General features: G+C 43.6%; 16 protein-coding genes. 11 read left to right on the top strand and 5 right to left on the bottom strand.

All coding sequences use genetic code 11. The features are described 5' to 3' along the window. Nucleotides 1-123 precede the first annotated feature (123 nt). The 5 genes from HY064_13930 to HY064_13910 all read left to right on the top strand — a co-directional run bounded on the left by HY064_13930 (nucleotide 124) and on the right by HY064_13910 (nucleotide 5,129). Nucleotides 124-1,068, top strand: coding sequence for an SPFH domain-containing protein (locus tag HY064_13930; protein ID MBI3511755.1), 945 nt, complete (start codon nucleotides 124-126; stop codon nucleotides 1,066-1,068). A gap of 113 nt (nucleotides 1,069-1,181) precedes the next feature. After that, complete coding sequence (locus HY064_13925; GenBank protein ID MBI3511754.1) at nucleotides 1,182-2,639, top strand: T9SS type A sorting domain-containing protein; 1,458 nt, start codon at nucleotides 1,182-1,184, stop codon at nucleotides 2,637-2,639. Nucleotides 2,640-2,744: 105 nt separating this feature from the next. Next, nucleotides 2,745-3,179 (top strand): ATP-dependent zinc protease, encoded by a 435-nt coding sequence (locus HY064_13920; protein ID MBI3511753.1) that lies wholly within the window; start codon nucleotides 2,745-2,747, stop codon nucleotides 3,177-3,179. Nucleotides 3,180-3,290: 111 nt separating this feature from the next. Continuing rightward, nucleotides 3,291-4,178, top strand: a complete 888-nt coding sequence (gene rimK, locus HY064_13915; GenBank protein MBI3511752.1) for a 30S ribosomal protein S6--L-glutamate ligase — start codon at nucleotides 3,291-3,293, stop codon at nucleotides 4,176-4,178. A 6-nt stretch (nucleotides 4,179-4,184) separates the two neighbouring features. Next, nucleotides 4,185-5,129 carry a succinylglutamate desuccinylase/aspartoacylase family protein gene (locus HY064_13910; protein MBI3511751.1) on the top strand — a complete coding sequence of 315 codons (945 nt, stop codon included), beginning with the start codon at nucleotides 4,185-4,187 and terminating at the stop codon, nucleotides 5,127-5,129. Nucleotides 5,130-5,228: 99 nt separating this feature from the next. Here HY064_13910 and HY064_13905 read toward each other — a convergent pair whose 3' ends face one another. The 3 genes from HY064_13905 to HY064_13895 are packed head-to-tail and all read right to left on the bottom strand — an operon-like array spanning nucleotide 5,229 to nucleotide 7,280. Then, a complete protein-coding gene (locus tag HY064_13905; GenBank protein ID MBI3511750.1) occupies nucleotides 5,229-5,837 on the bottom strand; it encodes a hypothetical protein in 609 nt (202 codons plus the stop codon). Nucleotide 5,838: 1 nt separating this feature from the next. Further along, nucleotides 5,839-6,525, bottom strand: coding sequence for a hypothetical protein (locus HY064_13900; GenBank protein MBI3511749.1), 687 nt, complete (start codon nucleotides 6,523-6,525; stop codon nucleotides 5,839-5,841). Next, the gene (locus tag HY064_13895) at nucleotides 6,522-7,280 is read right to left on the bottom strand and encodes a hypothetical protein (protein MBI3511748.1); all 759 of its coding nucleotides are present in this window, start codon (nucleotides 7,278-7,280) and stop codon (nucleotides 6,522-6,524) included. The genes HY064_13900 and HY064_13895 overlap by 4 nt, the downstream gene beginning before the upstream one ends. Before the next feature lie 338 nt (nucleotides 7,281-7,618). Between HY064_13895 and rnhA the strand changes: the two genes are divergently transcribed. Beyond that, nucleotides 7,619-8,077, top strand: a complete 459-nt coding sequence (gene rnhA, locus HY064_13890) for a ribonuclease HI (GenBank protein ID MBI3511747.1) — start codon at nucleotides 7,619-7,621, stop codon at nucleotides 8,075-8,077. A gap of 60 nt (nucleotides 8,078-8,137) precedes the next feature. Here rnhA and HY064_13885 read toward each other — a convergent pair whose 3' ends face one another. Beyond that, nucleotides 8,138-10,858, bottom strand: coding sequence for a M1 family metallopeptidase (locus HY064_13885; protein MBI3511746.1), 2,721 nt, complete (start codon nucleotides 10,856-10,858; stop codon nucleotides 8,138-8,140). Nucleotides 10,859-11,196: 338 nt separating this feature from the next. On the opposite strand from HY064_13885, the gene HY064_13880 reads away from it, so the two are divergent. The 5 genes from HY064_13880 to HY064_13860 all read left to right on the top strand — a co-directional run bounded on the left by HY064_13880 (nucleotide 11,197) and on the right by HY064_13860 (nucleotide 16,213). Continuing rightward, nucleotides 11,197-11,685, top strand: coding sequence for a biotin/lipoyl-binding protein (locus HY064_13880; protein MBI3511745.1), 489 nt, complete (start codon nucleotides 11,197-11,199; stop codon nucleotides 11,683-11,685). A 230-nt stretch (nucleotides 11,686-11,915) separates the two neighbouring features. After that, on the top strand, nucleotides 11,916-12,560 hold the full coding sequence (locus HY064_13875) for a superoxide dismutase (protein ID MBI3511744.1): 645 nt from the start codon (nucleotides 11,916-11,918) through the stop codon (nucleotides 12,558-12,560). Between the two features lie 292 nt (nucleotides 12,561-12,852). After that, entirely contained in the window at nucleotides 12,853-13,044 is a 192-nt protein-coding gene (gene tatA / locus HY064_13870; protein MBI3511743.1) for a twin-arginine translocase TatA/TatE family subunit, read from the top strand. Between the two features lie 53 nt (nucleotides 13,045-13,097). After that, a complete protein-coding gene (gatA, locus tag HY064_13865; GenBank protein MBI3511742.1) occupies nucleotides 13,098-14,519 on the top strand; it encodes an Asp-tRNA(Asn)/Glu-tRNA(Gln) amidotransferase subunit GatA in 1,422 nt (473 codons plus the stop codon). A gap of 155 nt (nucleotides 14,520-14,674) precedes the next feature. Beyond that, nucleotides 14,675-16,213, top strand: coding sequence for a LysM peptidoglycan-binding domain-containing protein (locus HY064_13860; protein MBI3511741.1), 1,539 nt, complete (start codon nucleotides 14,675-14,677; stop codon nucleotides 16,211-16,213). Nucleotides 16,214-16,436: 223 nt separating this feature from the next. Here HY064_13860 and HY064_13855 read toward each other — a convergent pair whose 3' ends face one another. Continuing rightward, entirely contained in the window at nucleotides 16,437-17,123 is a 687-nt protein-coding gene (locus HY064_13855; GenBank protein MBI3511740.1) for a tetratricopeptide repeat protein, read from the bottom strand. Nucleotides 17,124-17,228: the final 105 nt, after the last annotated feature.

Raw genomic sequence — 17,228 nt, 5'->3', positions numbered from 1 at the left:
TTTCATTGGTAATTGTTCTTGTTTGGGAAATTCATTTCGTAAGTTCCGTAATAAGTAGATTCGGGCGATTGGTAATTCGTTCCCCTTTCCTACCTTTCCTCTCCCAAATAAAACCTATAAACCATGCCAGACGCACTACCCTACATCCTGCTCGGAATATTTTTATTCCTCGTTATCATTCTTTCATTTGTCTCCATCAACCAGGGAACTGTTGGTGTGACCACAGTATTCGGAAAATACAATCGCGTGCTGCGGCCCGGATTGAATTTCAAAATTCCTTTCATCGAGCGTATTTATAAACGCATTTCCATTCAGAACCGTTCGGCCGAACTCGGATTCCAGGCCGTGACCATCGACCAGGCGAATGTGAATTTCACCGCGATGTTGCTTTACGCCGTGGTGAACCAGGATGAAAAAACAATTCAGAATGTTGCATTTAAATTCGTGAACGATCAGAATCTCATGCAGGCGCTCGTGCGTTCCATTGAAGGATCTGTCCGCGCTTTTGTTGCAACAAAAAAACAATCGGAAGTTCTTTCACTTCGCCGCGATATAGTGGAAGCGGTAAAAGAACAACTCGACCAGACACTCGAAGGATGGGGCTATCACCTCATCGATCTGCAATTAAATGACATTACTTTTGATGAAGAGGTAATGCGTTCAATGGCAAAAGTAGTTGCAGCTAATAATTCGAAAGCGGCTGCAGAAAATGAAGGACAGGCGTTGCTGATCACAAAAACAAAAGCTGCCGAAGCAGAAGGTAATTCAATTAAAATTCAGGCACAGGCAGAAAAAGATGCAGCACAGTTGCGCGGACAAGGTGTTGCATTATTCCGCGAAGAAGTTGCAAAAGGAATGTCGCAAGCTGCCAAGATGATGACGGATGCAAATCTTGATGCGTCACTTATTCTTTTCAGCATGTGGACAGAAGCCGTGAAAAATTTTGCGGAACACGGTGAAGGCAATGTAATTTTCCTTGACGGATCTACAGAGGGAATGGACAAAACCATGCGCCAGTTAATGGCCATCGGGCAACTGGATATTTCTCCTGTTGGAAGTAAAAAATAAAAAGGTAAACTTGTGTAAGGGTCCGGCTTTGTTGCCGGACTTTTTTTATTGCTCCCATTTTTGTCCTTTTCATTTTGTTTTTGTAAATTTCACTTGCAATAATATTCATTTCTGTGTTTAAGAAAAAAACTCTTGCCTTTATTTTCTCATTCCTTGCCTTGTGTGCGCGCATTCTTGCGCAGGCGCCAATTGAATGGGAGCGCTACTATGATACGCTTGGCGCGAACTACGGCAACCACGTCATTCAAACTTCCGATGGTGGTTACCTCGTAACAGGCGGAGCGAACTCTTCTCCTGCCGATATGGATGTGCTGCTCATGAAAGTAGATTCGGCTGGAAATGTGCAATGGGTGAAAAAATATGGGGGGACAAATCCGGACGGCGGAGTGGCTGCTGCAGAACTGCCAAATGGAGATTTTCTTATTGTCGCAATCAAGGATCTTATTTCAACGACCAACAGTAAGATCTGGTTATTGAAAACAACTTCACTTGGCGATACCATCTGGACAAAAACTATAACTGCAGGTGTTGGTGCGAACCTTCCTTATGGCTTCTCATTAACTGCTGATAGTGGTTGCGTTATTACAGGTCATACTTCCGCTATTGGTTCTGGAAGTTATGATGCATTAATTGTAAAATGTGATAGTGTCGGAAATGTTCAATGGCTGAAAGCTTACGGTGGGGGGGGGGCTGATGAGGGACGAAGCATAGTTCAATCAACCGATGGGGGATTTTTAATCAGTGGGTTTTATGAAGACACCGCCACGTTTGGGAATTTCGATTGCTATGTTATTAAAACCAATAGCGTTGGCGACTCCGTATGGACAAAGCGAACAGGAGGAAGTCGATCAGATTATGGAATGAGTCTAATCGAAAATCCGGATAGCAGCATTTTTGTTGTGGGAGTTACCAGTAGTTATGGCGATACTATAATGAACGACTGTTACCTGTACAAACTTGATAAAAATGGCAATTTTCAATGGCAGAAAACTTACGGTGATAATAGAGGAAATTCATTGTGTACAATCCAGCGATGCACAAGTGGTGGTTACGTTTTATTCGGAAATACACAAGATCCTTTTACTTTTGAAGGGCATACATTATTAATTAGAACAAATGATCTAGGAGATTCATTGTGGTCCCAAACATATGGCGTTTCTGGAAATCAATATGGATTCTATTTAAATACAACCAACGATCAGGGTTTTATTCTCGTAGGCGAAACCGATCAATACGCCGTATCCGGTTACGATGTTTATCTAGTCAAAACGGATAGTCTTGGTAATGTTCCTTTGGGAATTCAAAATATTATTTCTTCACCATTTCATTTTTCTGTTTACCCAAACCCGGCATCGAATAATTTTCACATCTTTTTCCCAAATGATTTTCAGTTTAATGAAAACAGACGAATTGAAATTTATTCTGAAACGGGACAGTTGATTGAAAAAAAGATGATTGAAAATAATAATGAAGAAATTGAAACCTCACAGTGGAGTGATGGAATATATTTTATTCAAATTATTTCAGAAGAAAAAATAATCTATGAATCCAAAATCATTATTCAGCATTAACTTTACATGATCCGGACAAACGAAACGATTATTCAGAGAGACAGGATTATTATTATTCATTAATTTTTTCCTTGAATTACTCTTTATTTATTCGGTAATTTATTAATGGCAGAAAAACTCAAAGAAAAAAAACTCATCGGCCGCAGGGAATTCATCGACTTTCCCGATCTCGGATTATTCCGGCTTGTTGCGAAGATCGACACCGGCGCGAATACGACTGCGCTGCATTGCCATCACGTGCGCGTCGAGAATGGAATTCTTTTTTTTCGATTGCTCGATGAATCGCATCCCGAATACAAAAACACGGAGCATCGTTTTGAAAAATTCGAACAGAAACTCATCCGCAGTTCATTCGGCGAAGAAGAAATGCGTTACATCATCCGCACACGCATACGCATCGGAAAAAAAACGATCCGCAGTATTGTTTCACTCACCGATCGCAAGAATATGAAATACCCGGTCCTTATAGGGAGACGGCTTCTGAAAAAAAGATTTCTTGTTGATGTGTCAGATATTCATTTATTCTCAGAAGATTCGTGATCATTCGTAATCCGTAAATTCGCACTTCGCATTTTCGTCCCGAACAAGTTCGGGATTCGCACTTCGTTCCCCTATTTCGTAAATTCGCGTTCATTCGTAGTTAGCGCCACCATGAAAATTGCCATTTTATCCAGAAGCGGATCACTTTATTCCACTGCGCGGCTTGTAGAAGCCGGAAAAAAACGCGGGCACGAAATGCTGGTCATCGATCACCAGAAATGTGTGCTTGTCATTGAATCGAGCCGTCCGCATGTTTATTACCAGGGAAAAGAACTCACCGGCATCGATGCAATAATTCCGCGCATCGGGGCAAGCGTCACTTTTTACGGAGCGGCAGTTGTTCGTCAATTTGAGCAGATGCATGTTTTCTCCACGGTGGAATCGCAGGCGCTCGTGCGTTCGCGCGATAAATTGAGAAGTTTACAATTACTCGCAAGGGCAGGAGTGGGAATGCCGAAAACTGCATTCGCATCATCGCCAAAAGATATTGACTCCGTTATTTCATTGGTAGGCGGAGCACCGGTGGTAATAAAATTACTCGAAGGAACACAAGGCATCGGTGTAATTCTTGCGGAGACGCACAACTCAGCAAAATCGGTGATCGAAGCTTTTCTTGATGTGGAAGTAAATATTCTCGTGCAGGAATTCATCAAAGAAGCAAAAGGCGCCGACATACGCGCATTCATCGTGGACGGACAAATTGTAGGAGCGATGCGCAGGCAAGGAGCCGAAGGCGATTTCCGTTCCAATCTTCATCGCGGAGGAACGGCCTCACTCCTGCAGCTTTCGCCCGAAGAAAAAGCTACAGCGATAAAAGCCGTCAAAAAATTAGGACTCGCGATCGCGGGCGTGGATATGTTGCAGGGCGCGCGCGGGCCATTGGTGATGGAAGTGAATTCTTCTCCCGGACTCGAAGGAATTGAAGGAGCAACGGGAGAAGATATTGCCGGAAAAATAATTGAGTACATCGAGCGGAATGAATTTCATGCACAAGTGTAATGTACAATGGGAAAACCCTTCACAATACAAGGACAAACGATCTCCGCGGGCGAGCACGCGCAGGTGGTGCTGAACATTTACAAACTTCCGACACACACGCTCATTGAAATTCCTGTTTTTGTTTTCAATGGAAAAGAACCCGGCCCTACAGTTTTATTTCTTGCGGGAATGCACGGTGATGAAATAAACGGAATTGAAGTAGTGCGTCAACTCATCAAACGGAAAGATGTGCAGAAACCGAAACGTGGTTGCATCGTCGCTATTCCTGTGATCAATATTATTTCTTTCATTGCGGGCACGCGCGATCTCCCTGACGGGCGCGATCTCAATCGCTGTTTTCCGGGATCTAAGAGCGGTTCGCTCGGCAGCCGCATTGCGCACGACCTGATGCAATCCATCATTCCGCAAATTGATTTTGGTTTTGATTTTCATACAGGTGGTGCAAAAATTTCAAACTATCCGCAGATACGTTGTGTATTTGACGACAAAAAAAATCTGGAACTCGGAAAAATATTTGCGCCATTGATGGTGCTGAATGCGCCGTTCCGTGAAAATACATTGCGCCTTGCTGCATCGAAACTCGGAAAACAAATTCTTGTTTTTGAAGGAGGAGAATCACATCGTTTCGATTATGATTCGGTGAAGGAAGGAATGGATGGTTGTGTGCGCGTGCTGAATCATTACAAAATGATCAAAGCAAATGTTCCTCAGAAAAAAACGGTGTTCCTGAAAAAAACAACGTGGCTGCGTGCAAAAAGTTCCGGCTTATTTCACACGACAAAAAAATACGGAGTAGCCGTGAGGAAAGGTGAACTGCTCGGAATGATCTGCGATCCGTATGGCGAAGTAGAGCACGAATTACATGCTACACAAAATGGATTCGTTGTGGGAGTGAATAATCAGCCGGTCGTGAATGCGGGTGATGCGCTGATACATATTGGGGTGGAGTGATGACAGATGACCAGATTTCAGGTTGAAATCATTGGCAATTGTACTAATAATTTAAGCCCTGAACTCTTCATTTGTAATTTGTAACCTGAAAATCAGTAATCATTTTTTCCGCCACCGGTCCATATCTTCTTCCGGCGATTGCGGTTCTTCCGGTTTCGGTTTGAATCTGTCCGGGTCTTCATTCTTTATCATCGCTACAGCATCCATTGCATTCTCGCGGTATTGTTCCCAATCAAAATTGTTCTGATCGTTTGCATTGTAATTATTCTGCACATCGATCACGTGCTGCAATTGTGCAGTGTAATTTTTAATTCTGAACAAATGAATGATGCGCGGAATGAAACTCGCCACGCCAATAAGAATTCCGAACAGCGGAATAAGTGTACAGCAGAATAAAATATTAGCAGAGAGTCCTGATGCATTTCCCGGTTTTGAATCGCGGATGATGACTCCTCTTCTTGTGAATTCTTCTTTCAATCCTTCCGTCACCGCGTTCGCCACAATGAATTGCCACACAAAACCGAAAAGCGGGATCATGGTAAGCCACACATTCGCCGGCGGCATTTTTCTTACAACAGGATCTATGGTTTCAAGCGAACGATACATTGCCATCAGCCAGAGGGGCGTGATGATGAGCCACGACAAAAAACAAATTGTCCAGAGTATCCTGAAGAGTGTGAGATCGAGATAATCGGGAAGCAATTGCATTTTATTTATTTTGTTTGGGCATCCATTTCGAAAGATCATCTGAATTCTTTTCTGCCTTCTTCACGATCTCTTCGGTTTTATTCTGCTTCAGATTCGGCGGAATCCATTTCGAATGATCGGTAGAAGATTGAATATTTTCTTTGACCATGAACTGGTGATACTCATCGAAATTCTGCGGGCCGTAAATTCCATAAGCAGTTTGCGAAATATTTTGTTGAATTGCAATCGGCGGTGAAATATTTTTTTTCGAATCATCCGTGATCAGTTTTTTATATTTCATGATGCGCAACCAATAGATCACAAAACAGATGAGCGCCGGAATTGCGCTGCCGGCCGTGATGAGTGGTTCGTGGGCGAATTGCAGAATGAAAAAAAGAAATTCGAAAAAACACCAGGCCAAACCTATTCCCAATCCGGGACGTTCTTCAAAAACAAAAAGATTTCTTTTCCTGATCTCTTCACCGAACGAATCTGCAACACGCATCACCATGATAAAGATCCAGATGAATCCGAAAAAAGGAACGAATGTCAACCAAACCTGGTTTGGGGAAATTTTCCGGTTCGCAGGCGCTATAACCTGGATGGCATTCTGCAACGTCCAGAGAAAAAAAGCGAGAATGCAGAATGCGATACTCATTCCTACGAGCAGCATCGCAATTTCTTCCGGCGAAAATCCGTAAACTATCATGGCTGATCCCCGTTGGGATTTTTTTCATTTTCTTTTTTCGGCATCCACTTCGAATGATCATCTTCCTTCGCAGGCGCCGGTGTGAAAAGAGGAGATGGCGGAAAATTATTTTGTTGTTCCTGCTGAAAAAAAGTGGGCTGCTGGTAAGCAGGGTAAATATTCTGTGCGGGTGCAACGGGTTGCGTAGAATAAGTTTGCTGAATAGGATTCCACGTTTGCTTTTCCACATTCACCGAACGAAGCGCCTGCTGGTATTGCGTAAATGCAAGATCAGGAATTATCATTGCTTCCTTGTCGATGCGTTCGCGATACGCATTCAGACGATCCATGTGCCGGTACATGCAGAACCCGATGACGACCGTACCGATGAAATAAAATCCGGGATGAATGTCGAGCATATCGCTGAAATAATCGAAACTGCGCAATAGAAAAACAAAAACAACAATGGAACTTGTGATCGCGCCCAATTCATAACCGGGCCTTCCCTCTTCGCTTTTCCATCCGCGGCGATAATATTCTCTCGCCAATGATTCGCCCGCATTTTTTCCGGAAACAAATTGCCACACCAATCCGAAAAGAGGAATGAGTGTCAGCCACGCGCTCCACGATTCCGTAGTGCGCGCAGCAGGATGACAGGATTCTATTGCGCGCGCCATTGCACGCACCCAGAAGATCGTCATCATGATGAGCAACGAAACTTCTATGAATTTCAGAAGGAATAAAAGCCAGAAGGGACCGCCGACTATTTGTGTCATGAATTAATTTTTCAGTATAAAGTTAATGATTGGCACTGGAAGATAGAGGATGGAAGTTGGACTGATTTCGCCTATGGGAGTTAATTCATTTTTCAGATCCGGTAATTTAGTCCATTCTCCATCTTCCGGTTCCCGTTATGGCAATTGTATTTCGCCTTGAAAAAAAAATCAGAAGTTCCTAATGAAGGGAGGATTACAGATCTTGGGGAATACAGATTACAGATAAGACAGATTTACCGGACAAAAAGCGTCCGATGATACTACTATCTGTAATCTGTATCCCGTACTATCTATAATCTTCCCACTCGTAACTATCTTCGCACAAATAAATAATCTCTTTGTCACACCACATTACCATTTACACGGATGGCTCTTCGCGCGGAAATCCCGGCCCGGGCGGATACGGCGTCATTCTCCTGTCTGGAAATCATCGCAAAGAATTATCACAGGGATTCCGTGTAACCACGAATAACAGGATGGAATTGCTGAGTGTGATCATTGCATTGGAAAGTTTAAAAGTTGCGGGATCGCACGTCACTATTTATTCCGATTCGAAATATGTAGTGGACAGCGTGGAAAAAAAATGGGTGTTCGGCTGGGAAAAAACAGGATTCAAAAAAAAGAAGAACGCCGATCTGTGGATGCGCTTTTTAGATATCTACGAAAAACATCACGTAAAATTTCATTGGGTAAAAGGCCACGCCGAAAATCCGCTCAATGAAAGATGTGATGAATTAGCAGTAGCCGCTGCGATGGGAGGAGATTTAATTGAAGATGATGGGTATGGTACTGAGTAGAGAGCACTCAAGGGCATCTCTAAAAACTTCGAACTGCTGCGTTGGGCTACGCCCTCAATACTATTTCAGTCTCGCCACCACTACATCAATATCCGCAGCTATCGCATCGTCTTCCGCTTTTTCATTCTGTAATTTCTGCAAACCGGTCGCATCTTTTTTCACCGATTTCAGATCGTCAATTTTTTTCTGCGCTTCATCTGCCCCGTCTTTAAAATAATTGCTCACGTCTTTCAGTGTTCCTTTCACATACCCGCGTGTAGTTTCCGAAGCAGAAGTTTTATATAAATTTTCCAATCCCGGCAATGAGCTGTCGATCGTCGCATGACTGCAACGGCGTAACAACGCTCCGTAATCGAGAATGAATTCGGCCTGGTGCCCACCGTAAAGTGTGGCCATTGTTTTTTCAAACCAGGATTGTTGTGCATCGGTTCCATAATAAGCATACGCTCCTCCAATGGCAATTTTCATGGAGCGTGCGGGATCATTTTCCCTCTTTTTACATTCTGCCATTCCTTCTTCCGGGAATTGTTTGCACATCGCCTCAAGCGCAGACCCGATCACGGAATACGATTTATCATTCAGCGCATCGAGATAAACTTTTTTCAGATCGCTCCCTTTTCCATTGCTGTTCAATGCTTCAACCGCGGCTTCTCGCACATTTGATTTCGGATCGGAAGAAATAATCGAGATGAGTTTTTGTTTTACCGCATCATCGATCGGGTTCTGCGGTTTGCCGTTTTCTTCCTGGAGCGGAATGGAAAATTTCCTGCATGCAATGAGTCGCACCGCCCAGAATTTATCGTCAAGCGCTTTAGTAAGAATTTGTTTTGCAGTATCGTTGTAAATTCCTTTCGGTGCAAGATTGTTCAGCGCTTCCGCTTTATCCACATAGAGATCGGAATGATCATAAAGAAATGCCCACTCTGCTGTTGTGTGATGATCGAGTTTAAAACACGGCAATGTTTTCTGTGCATCCACATTCACAAAATCGGGTTTCGACAGGGAAGAAAAATAAAATGTATCGCGCAGAGATTTCACAAGAATTTCTTCGCGCGTAGTTTTTCCTCCTGCATATACATCCACCCCCAATGGAATTCTGAAAATAGGAGTGCCGTCTGTTCTGTCTTGTGTTTGTTTGATGATCACTCTTTCTTTTTGTTTCGCCGCATCATAATTGTAAGCAATGTCCAATTCGGGATGGCCGCGTTCCATAAACCATTCGTTGAAAAACCAGCGCAGGTCCTGCCCGGTAACCTGTTCGAATGCCAGGCGAAGATCATCCACTTCTCCTGAAGAGAATTTTTTGGTGTTGAGATATAATTTCAGCGAAGCGAAAAAAGCATCATCGCCCACATACTGCCGCAGCAAATGCAGAACCTGTCCTCCTTTATTGTAAGAATGTCCGTCAAACATATCTTCACGATCATCATAATAAAAACGAATGAGTGGTTCACGAACTCCCGGCCAGAACGCTGTGCGATGGCCCGCTGCCGATTCGCGGAGATAACCCTGCAATGATGCATAATGTCCGTAGTCGGCTTCCTGTTTTCCGTATTTGAATTCATTCCACATATATTCTCCGTAAGTGGCGAACGATTCATTCAACGGAAGATTTGACCACGATTCACACGTAACGAGATCGCCGAACCACTGGTGAAATAATTCGTGTGAAATATAATCTTCGAAATTTGCATCGAGATACTCACGGTCATCCACCTGCAGATAATCGGAATGCAAAGTTGCCGTTGTATTTTCCATGGCTCCACTCACGTACTCGCGCGCGCATATCTGCGAATATTTCGCCCACGCAAAATCGACGCCGAGTTTTTTCGAAAAGAAATCGATCATCTCCGGCGTTCTTCCGAAAGTCATTGGTGCATATTGTGCAAACTGCGGTTCCACATAATAACTCACTTCTTTTCCTTTCCACGAATCTTTTATTATTGAAAATTGACCGATGGCCATCATCACGAGATAAGGCGCGCTCGGCAAATCCATTCTCCAGTGATCGGTGCGCGTTCCATCCGGATTTTTTTTCTGATCGTATAAAAGTCCATTGGAAAGCGTCACATATTTATCTTCCGTGGTAATATAAATTTCGGAAGTCATTCTTTCATTCGGCCTGTCGATCGTAGGCATCCACACAGAATTCGATTGTGTTTCTCCCTGCGTCCATATCTGGCGCGGATGTAAAACAGAATCTTTCTGATCCGCATCCGGATTCACAAAATACAATCCTTTGTCTTCGTTAATTGCCGCACTTCCGTTCACAGGTTGTTCATCGGGTTTGGAAACGTAATCGATGTACATGGTGTAATTCTCATCGCGCGTGTATGTGCGCCCGAGCTGGATGACTAATTTTTTTCCATCGTAATCATATTTCGCATCCACGGTATCTTCAGAAAAAGAAATACTGTTGTTCGCAGAGCGCTTAAGCATCGCCACGCGGTTGATCTGCATTCCGCGCGCATCAAGTTCCATTGTTGTTTGCGGGTAGAAATATGGTTTCGCACTGATCGTTGCTTTGCCATACATGTAACGCTTCTTCCAGTCGAAACGCACATCGAGTTTTGTGTGCAGCAGATCGGTGACACGTGTTGCTGAAGGATTATAATCAGTACGCGACTCTGCGTTCACAGTAGTATCGACCGGTTTTTTAAGATCAGCTTCCCACCATTGGTGATTATTTTTTTTGGTAGTGGCCACATGTTTCTGATGTCCGCATGCAAGTGCGAAGAAAAGAATGGCGGAGGGAAAAATAAATTTGTGAAGCGTTTTCATGGGAAGGATTGCACTTATTGTTTTCGAGGAACGTAAAGGTGAGGAAAATACTCTGATAAGATGTCCCCATTCATAATGGAAAATGACCGCTGGAAAGAACACAGATTGTTGCGCATTGCCAATGATTTCGTCCTTTTTTTGATCAACTATCGAATTAATCCTGCTATCTGTCTAAACTTCTTTCCCTATACTTACCGAATAATTAATTTAGCGTTGTTCGCAGATTCGCTATTTGTATATTCGCAGCGATTCGCATTTCGTACCCAATGGAAAAACAGTCTTTCACTATCACGGTTAATTCCAGCAGGGAACATAAAATTATTTTCTCCGGCGAAAAAATGACGGAGGGCAACATCAATGGAAAAGATTTTTTGTGTGATGTCATTTCGACTTCGCTCAATGGGACAATCTCGACTTCCTCCGATGAGGCAAAGTCGAATCGTTTTCATGTATTGCGCGATCACAAATCGTACGAAGTGGAAATCGTGAAAGCAGATGTGGCTGCAAAAACATTAACGGTAAAAGTGAATGGCCATTCTTATTCGCTGAACATAAAAGACAAATACGATGAGCTGCTTCACTCACTGGGAATGGATAAATTACATTCGGCGAAAGTGAATGAATTGAAAGCGCCTATGCCCGGACTCGTGCTTGATGTGGTGGTGAATGAAGGACAGTTGGTGAAAAAAGGCGATGCGCTGGTTGTGCTCGAAGCAATGAAAATGGAAAATATTCTCAAGTCGCCCGCCGATGTTACGGTGAAAAAAATTTCGGTTAAGAAAGGAACGGCTGTCGAGAAAAACCAGGTACTCGTTCTTTTCAGCTGATTTGTTTTTAGATTAATATATTTCTGCCCTTAACGAATGGTTTTGAGGAATGAAACTAAGATGCGTCGAAGTTTCTAAAAACTCATAACTCATAATTCAAAATCCATAACTCAAAACTCAAAGCCATGAACACACGCAGAAAATTCCTTCAGAAAAGTATTCTTGCCACGGTGGGCATTTCTCTCCTCGGAAAAAAAATGCTGCAGGCAGAAAATCATGATCTCATAAAAATGGATTTCGGAAGTTTTCCCGCACCTTTTACTTTGCCCGATCTTCCCTATGCGTATGACGCGCTCGAACCGCACATCGATCTTCAAACCATGCAGATCCATCACGACAAACATCACCAGGCCTACGTGACGAACCTGAACAAAGCGCTGGACGGAATAAAAGATGCGCCGCTGGACCTGGATGTACTGGTAAAAACTGTTTCGAAATATCCTATGGCCGTGCGCAACAATGCCGGCGGACACTGGAACCATATTTTTTTCTGGAACAGTATGCGGGCTACCACATCGGCGGGATCTTCCGCAGTTCCCAATGGGAAATTAGCAGACGCTATCAATTCTGCTTTTATTTCATTCGATAAATTCAAAGAACAATTCAGCGGTGCGGGCAAAGACCGCTTCGGTTCGGGATGGGCATGGCTCATTTTGGACAAAGACAAAAAACTTTCCATCTGCTCTACCCCAAACCAGGATAATCCGCTGATGGATATTGCCGAAACCAAGGGAACTCCAATTCTCGCCGTTGATGTTTGGGAACATGCCTACTATCTCAAATACCAGAATAAACGCGCCGATTATCTCGCAGCATGGTGGAATGTGGTGAACTGGGAAATGGCTGCGCAGTTGTATGAGAATGGGATGAAATAGTCATTGGTTAAGAGGCTGTTTAAATTTCATCCTTCTGTTTTGTTATGCGCCATTTTTATTCATCCTTCCCTGCCCGCCCACGCACGACCCATTTTCCTTTAGCAGGCGGGGTTGCATTTCTTGGCCGTAGTCGCTCCACTATGGCCTGCAAAATGCGTCTCGGCTGAACAAAAATGGTATCATAACAATTCCAAAAAATGAATTTTAAACAGCCTCTTATTGTCAACGAAAAATTTTCCATGACAATTGAGCAATGGCCATTTTCGTATCTTTGCACCAGAAACTACAAAACATGAATCCATTCATCATACTTGGCATATTCGGCATGGGCGGTCCCGAGCTGATCATTATTCTTGTTGTTGTGCTGCTGCTTTTTGGCGGAAGAAAAATTCCTGAATTCATGAAGGGACTTGGAAAAGGCATCAAAGAATTCAAAGACGCTTCGAAAGGCGTGGACAGCGAAAGTGAGTCTAAAAAAGACTGAAGCTTCAAATTGGAATTTTGGTTTTCTGAATTTGCCACGCTGAATTCGAAATTTTGAAGACATACACTTCCCTTTCTCAAATTCAAACTGATCTGCATGACGGAAAAATTTCCTGCGTTGCATTGGTGGAAGATTATCTCAAAAAAATTGAAGAGAAAAAAGATCTCCATGCTTTTCTTGAAGTTTTCGAAGCAAGCGCGCGCGCAAAAGCAAAAGAAGCAGATGAAAAGATCAGGAATGGTAATGAAGGGAAATTAGCAGGAATGGTAATTGCGCTGAAAGACAACATCTGCTACAAAGACCACAAAGTTTCCGCGTCATCAAAAATTCTGGAAGGATTTATTTCTCCGTATTCTTCCACCGTGGTCGAGCGCTTGCTCGCAGAAGATGCGATCATCATTGGAAGAACCAACTGCGATGAATTTGCAATGGGATCTTCCAACGAAAATTCGGCATTCGGAAATGTGAAAAATCCGCACGATGTAAAACGCGTTCCCGGCGGATCTTCCGGTGGAAGTGCAACTGCAGTGGCTGCCGGGCTTTGTCTCGCTGCATTGGGAACAGATACCGGCGGATCCATTCGCCAGCCCGCATCATTCTGCGGAATTGTGGGAATGAAACCAACGTATGGAAGAGTTTCCCGCTGGGGAATCATTGCCTATGCATCTTCTTTCGACCAGGTGGGCCCATTGACAAACAACGTTGACGATGCAGCAAAAATACTGGAAGTGATCGCAGGAAAAGATGAATATGATTCTACGCTTTCATCAAAACCTGTTGCAGAATATTCGAAACAACTTTCGCATCCTGAAAAAATACGCGTTGCTTATCTCGCCGATTGTCTCGAAAAAGACGGGCTCGATCCGGAAATAAAAACGCGGATTGAAAATATCATTGACAAATTAAAGTCAGACGGACACACGGTAGAAGCGGTGCGTTTTCCTTTCCTTGATTATCTCGTTCCCACTTATTATGTCCTCACTACGGCGGAAGCTTCCTCTAATCTTGCTCGTTACGATGGGATCCGTTACGGATACCGCAGTAAAAATGCAGGTGATCTTGAATCGACTTACAAAAAATCACGCAGTGAAGGATTCGGTGCCGAAGTGCAGCGGCGAATTATGCTTGGAACATTTGTACTGAGCGCAGGATATTACGATGCCTATTATTCCAAAGGACAAAAAGTTAGACGATTGCTTCGCGATAAAACAGAAGAAATTCTGAAAGCGTATGATCTTATTCTTCTTCCGACAACACCGGGAACTGCATTTGAATTCGGCGCCAATTCTGCTGACCCGATCAAAATGTATCTCGAAGATATTTTCACGGTGCAGGCCAATCTTGCCGGAGTTCCGGCGATCTCGGTTCCTGCTGGAAAAACTTCTGCCGGACTTCCATTCGGAGTACAACTGATGGGAAAATATTTTGAAGAAGGAAAAATGTTCGCCTTTGCGAAATATTTGCAATCGCTTTAGGGAAGAATCTGTAATCCTCCCTCCCCCTTTTTAACAATCCATAGCTAATAAACAGATTATTTCCCTTTGAATATTAGAACAATGCAGACGATCTTTGTGGCAAGTACACGTACTTTTTCGTGGATTTCAACGTATAAACTGAAAAGCTCCCGTTGATGCTGAGAGGAATTTCACTGCTGACAGGTATTTTATTTATCGGAGGATTTCTGAACGCGCAGTCCGACTCGTTGAAATTTTCAGACGATCCTATTGCGGCCATGCTCGACAGTCTTGCGCACAACCGCTACATTGAATCGCTGCCGAAACAGCAAACACAACACAACAATAAATTTCATTATGCCGCCGACAGTATTCCCACGGCTGATCCGGCTGTTGTAGAATCGCGTCTTGCAAAACTCAATGCCGCTTCGCCGTTCGATCTTATTTACAATGAAGATGTGCAGACTTACATTAATCTTTACGTGGTGAAGAAACGCCCGCTCGTAGAAAAAATGCTCGGGCTTTCGCAATTGTATGATCCGATCTTCGAAGAACAGCTCGACAAATACAATCTTCCGCTCGAACTGAAAAATCTCCCGGTAATAGAATCTGCTCTCAATCCTTCTGCAACTTCACATGCAGGCGCGCGCGGGCTCTGGCAATTCATGTACACCACCGGAAAAATGTATGATCTCGAAGTGAGTTCTTATGTAGATGAACGTTGCGATCCGTATCGTTCTACCGAAGCGGCGTGCCAGTGTTTGCGTGATCTGTACAATATGTTCGGCGACTGGCAAATGGTGCTTGCTGCATACAATGCAGGGCCGGGAACTGTGAACAAAGCAATTCGCCGCGCGGGTGGAGGAAAAAAATCTTATTGGGAAATCCGTCCTTTTCTTCCGAAAGAAACACAAGCGTACGTTCCTGCATTCATCGCCGCGAATTATGTGATGAGTTATCATCTCGAACATAATTTGTATTCTGCCATTCCCCGAAAAGCATTTTCCGATATCGATACTGTGGCCGTAAAACAGCAGGTTACTTTTTCGCAGATAGAAGCAGTGCTTGCTGTTTCGCAGGATGAATTGGAATTTTTAAATCCGGAATATAAACTCGATGTAATTCCATACTCATTCACCGAACCGTACAAATTAGTTCTTCCCATTGATAAAGTCGGGCCGTTTGTAACAAATGAGCAGGCGATCTACGATTATATTAAAAAAGATACCGCGATGGCTGCAATGGCCATTGTGGAAGTGAAAACCACACACACCGTGAAAAAAGGAGAAACGATCACTTCCATTGCGCGGCGATATAAATGTTCGGTGACTGATATACGCGCATGGAATGGATTGAAAAGTAATTATATAAAACCCGGACAAAAATTAGTGATCTACACACCGGAAAGAGTTTCTTCTTCCACGGACTCCGACACCGCCGAAAAAGATCCGAAAGAAAAATCAGGCAGCACATCAACAGACGCGCAGAAAAATTCCACGAAGACAAAAACTTCCGATCCCGATCCCGGGAAAAATGATCCTGCACCGAATTCTTCCGGCGCGAAATACAAATACTACACCGTGAAGAAAGGTGATAATCTTTATACCATTTCAAAATCAACAGGAGTTTCAGTCGAGCAGCTCAAAAAGCTGAATGGATTCGGCGATCATTTCGTGATGCATGCCGGCGATAAAATAAAAATCGCAAAAATCTGAGAGGGGTACGAATTACAAATCTCTGCTCACAACCCCGCACACTTCGAATATGCACATTGCGAAAAAAAAATCGCCCTTACACAACTATTCGTAATTCGCATTTTCGTTCCTATTCGCATTTCGTTCCCCCATTCGTAATTCGTTCCCCCATTCGCCGGCATGTACGCAAAAAAACCCGGCTTCGGAATAATCCTCGGCCGGGCTCCACTCATCATCCGTCTCTTCAGGTCTTGCGGTATTTTTTGTAAGCTTTCTTCGCGTCCTTGTCTCCCATTTTCATACTGCGGTGCCAGTCGTTGATTGCTGTAGAATGATCTCCTGCTAAATATTCGGAATTAGCAAGGTTATAAAGATTGGTTCCGGTTGTTGTTGCATTCACAGAGATCTTGAATGCTGTCACCGCTTTATCATAATTGTTCGCATTATAGAATGCGATTCCAAGTACGTTCGCATCTTTCATGGCGAGACTTGCGCCGGATTCTGTTGAAGATTCTCCGAGATCAGCTGCTTTCGTAAAGTCAGCGAGCGCACCTTCGAAATCATTCAGGTTGTACTTGCATTCGCCTCTGTACTGGAAATCATCTGCGTGTCCGCGTTTTTCTACAGTGATGTCAAAATCTTTCAGCGCATTTGCATAATCGCCCATGAAATATCTTGCATCAGCGCGATTGAAGTACGCATCGATCAGATCGGGATCAAGCGCGATCGCCTGGTCGCAGAGTGAAACGGCATACTTTAAGGAATCCTCGTTCGTGAAGTTGAGGATCATGCACCAGAATGCCTTGTTGGAAAGTTCTGTTGCCTTAGTGGGTGTTTCATCGATCGCTTTAATTTTAATATTACCGGCGTTCAAAGAAATTGTTCCTGCTACCATTGCAGCGAGGATCGGAAGGATGATGTGCTTTTTCATTTTGTTTCGTTTTTTGTTTTGGTGCCGTACGTTTTTCGTGCGGTCTGAACTCCTAACGCGAACATCGAACCAAAGCCACCCTGTGTGTTGTAAAAATCTGTTAAT

The organism is Bacteroidota bacterium (genome assembly GCA_016194975.1).
Lineage (GTDB): Bacteria > Bacteroidota > Bacteroidia > Palsa-965 > Palsa-965.
The sequence above is the reverse complement of the archived record's forward strand: the minus strand, read 5'-3'. Positions and strand labels throughout refer to the sequence as shown.

What these genes read in the sequence shown, in the direction of transcription:
- HY064_13930 (MBI3511755.1), top strand. Translation starts at nt 124, where the DNA reads ATGCCAGACGCACTACCCTACATCCTGCTCGGAATATTTTTATTCCTC.
- HY064_13920 (MBI3511753.1), top strand. Translation starts at nt 2,745, where the DNA reads ATGGCAGAAAAACTCAAAGAAAAAAAACTCATCGGCCGCAGGGAATTC.
- rimK (MBI3511752.1), top strand. Translation starts at nt 3,291, where the DNA reads ATGAAAATTGCCATTTTATCCAGAAGCGGATCACTTTATTCCACTGCG.
- HY064_13910 (MBI3511751.1), top strand. Translation starts at nt 4,185, where the DNA reads ATGGGAAAACCCTTCACAATACAAGGACAAACGATCTCCGCGGGCGAG.
- HY064_13905 (MBI3511750.1), bottom strand. Translation starts at nt 5,837, where the DNA reads ATGCAATTGCTTCCCGATTATCTCGATCTCACACTCTTCAGGATACTC.
- HY064_13900 (MBI3511749.1), bottom strand. Translation starts at nt 6,525, where the DNA reads ATGATAGTTTACGGATTTTCGCCGGAAGAAATTGCGATGCTGCTCGTA.
- HY064_13895 (MBI3511748.1), bottom strand. Translation starts at nt 7,280, where the DNA reads ATGACACAAATAGTCGGCGGTCCCTTCTGGCTTTTATTCCTTCTGAAA.
- HY064_13885 (MBI3511746.1), bottom strand. Translation starts at nt 10,858, where the DNA reads ATGAAAACGCTTCACAAATTTATTTTTCCCTCCGCCATTCTTTTCTTC.
- HY064_13880 (MBI3511745.1), top strand. Translation starts at nt 11,197, where the DNA reads ATGACGGAGGGCAACATCAATGGAAAAGATTTTTTGTGTGATGTCATT.
- HY064_13875 (MBI3511744.1), top strand. Translation starts at nt 11,916, where the DNA reads ATGGATTTCGGAAGTTTTCCCGCACCTTTTACTTTGCCCGATCTTCCC.
- tatA (MBI3511743.1), top strand. Translation starts at nt 12,853, where the DNA reads ATGAATCCATTCATCATACTTGGCATATTCGGCATGGGCGGTCCCGAG.
- HY064_13860 (MBI3511741.1), top strand. Translation starts at nt 14,675, where the DNA reads ATGCTGAGAGGAATTTCACTGCTGACAGGTATTTTATTTATCGGAGGA.
- HY064_13855 (MBI3511740.1), bottom strand. Translation starts at nt 17,123, where the DNA reads ATGAAAAAGCACATCATCCTTCCGATCCTCGCTGCAATGGTAGCAGGA.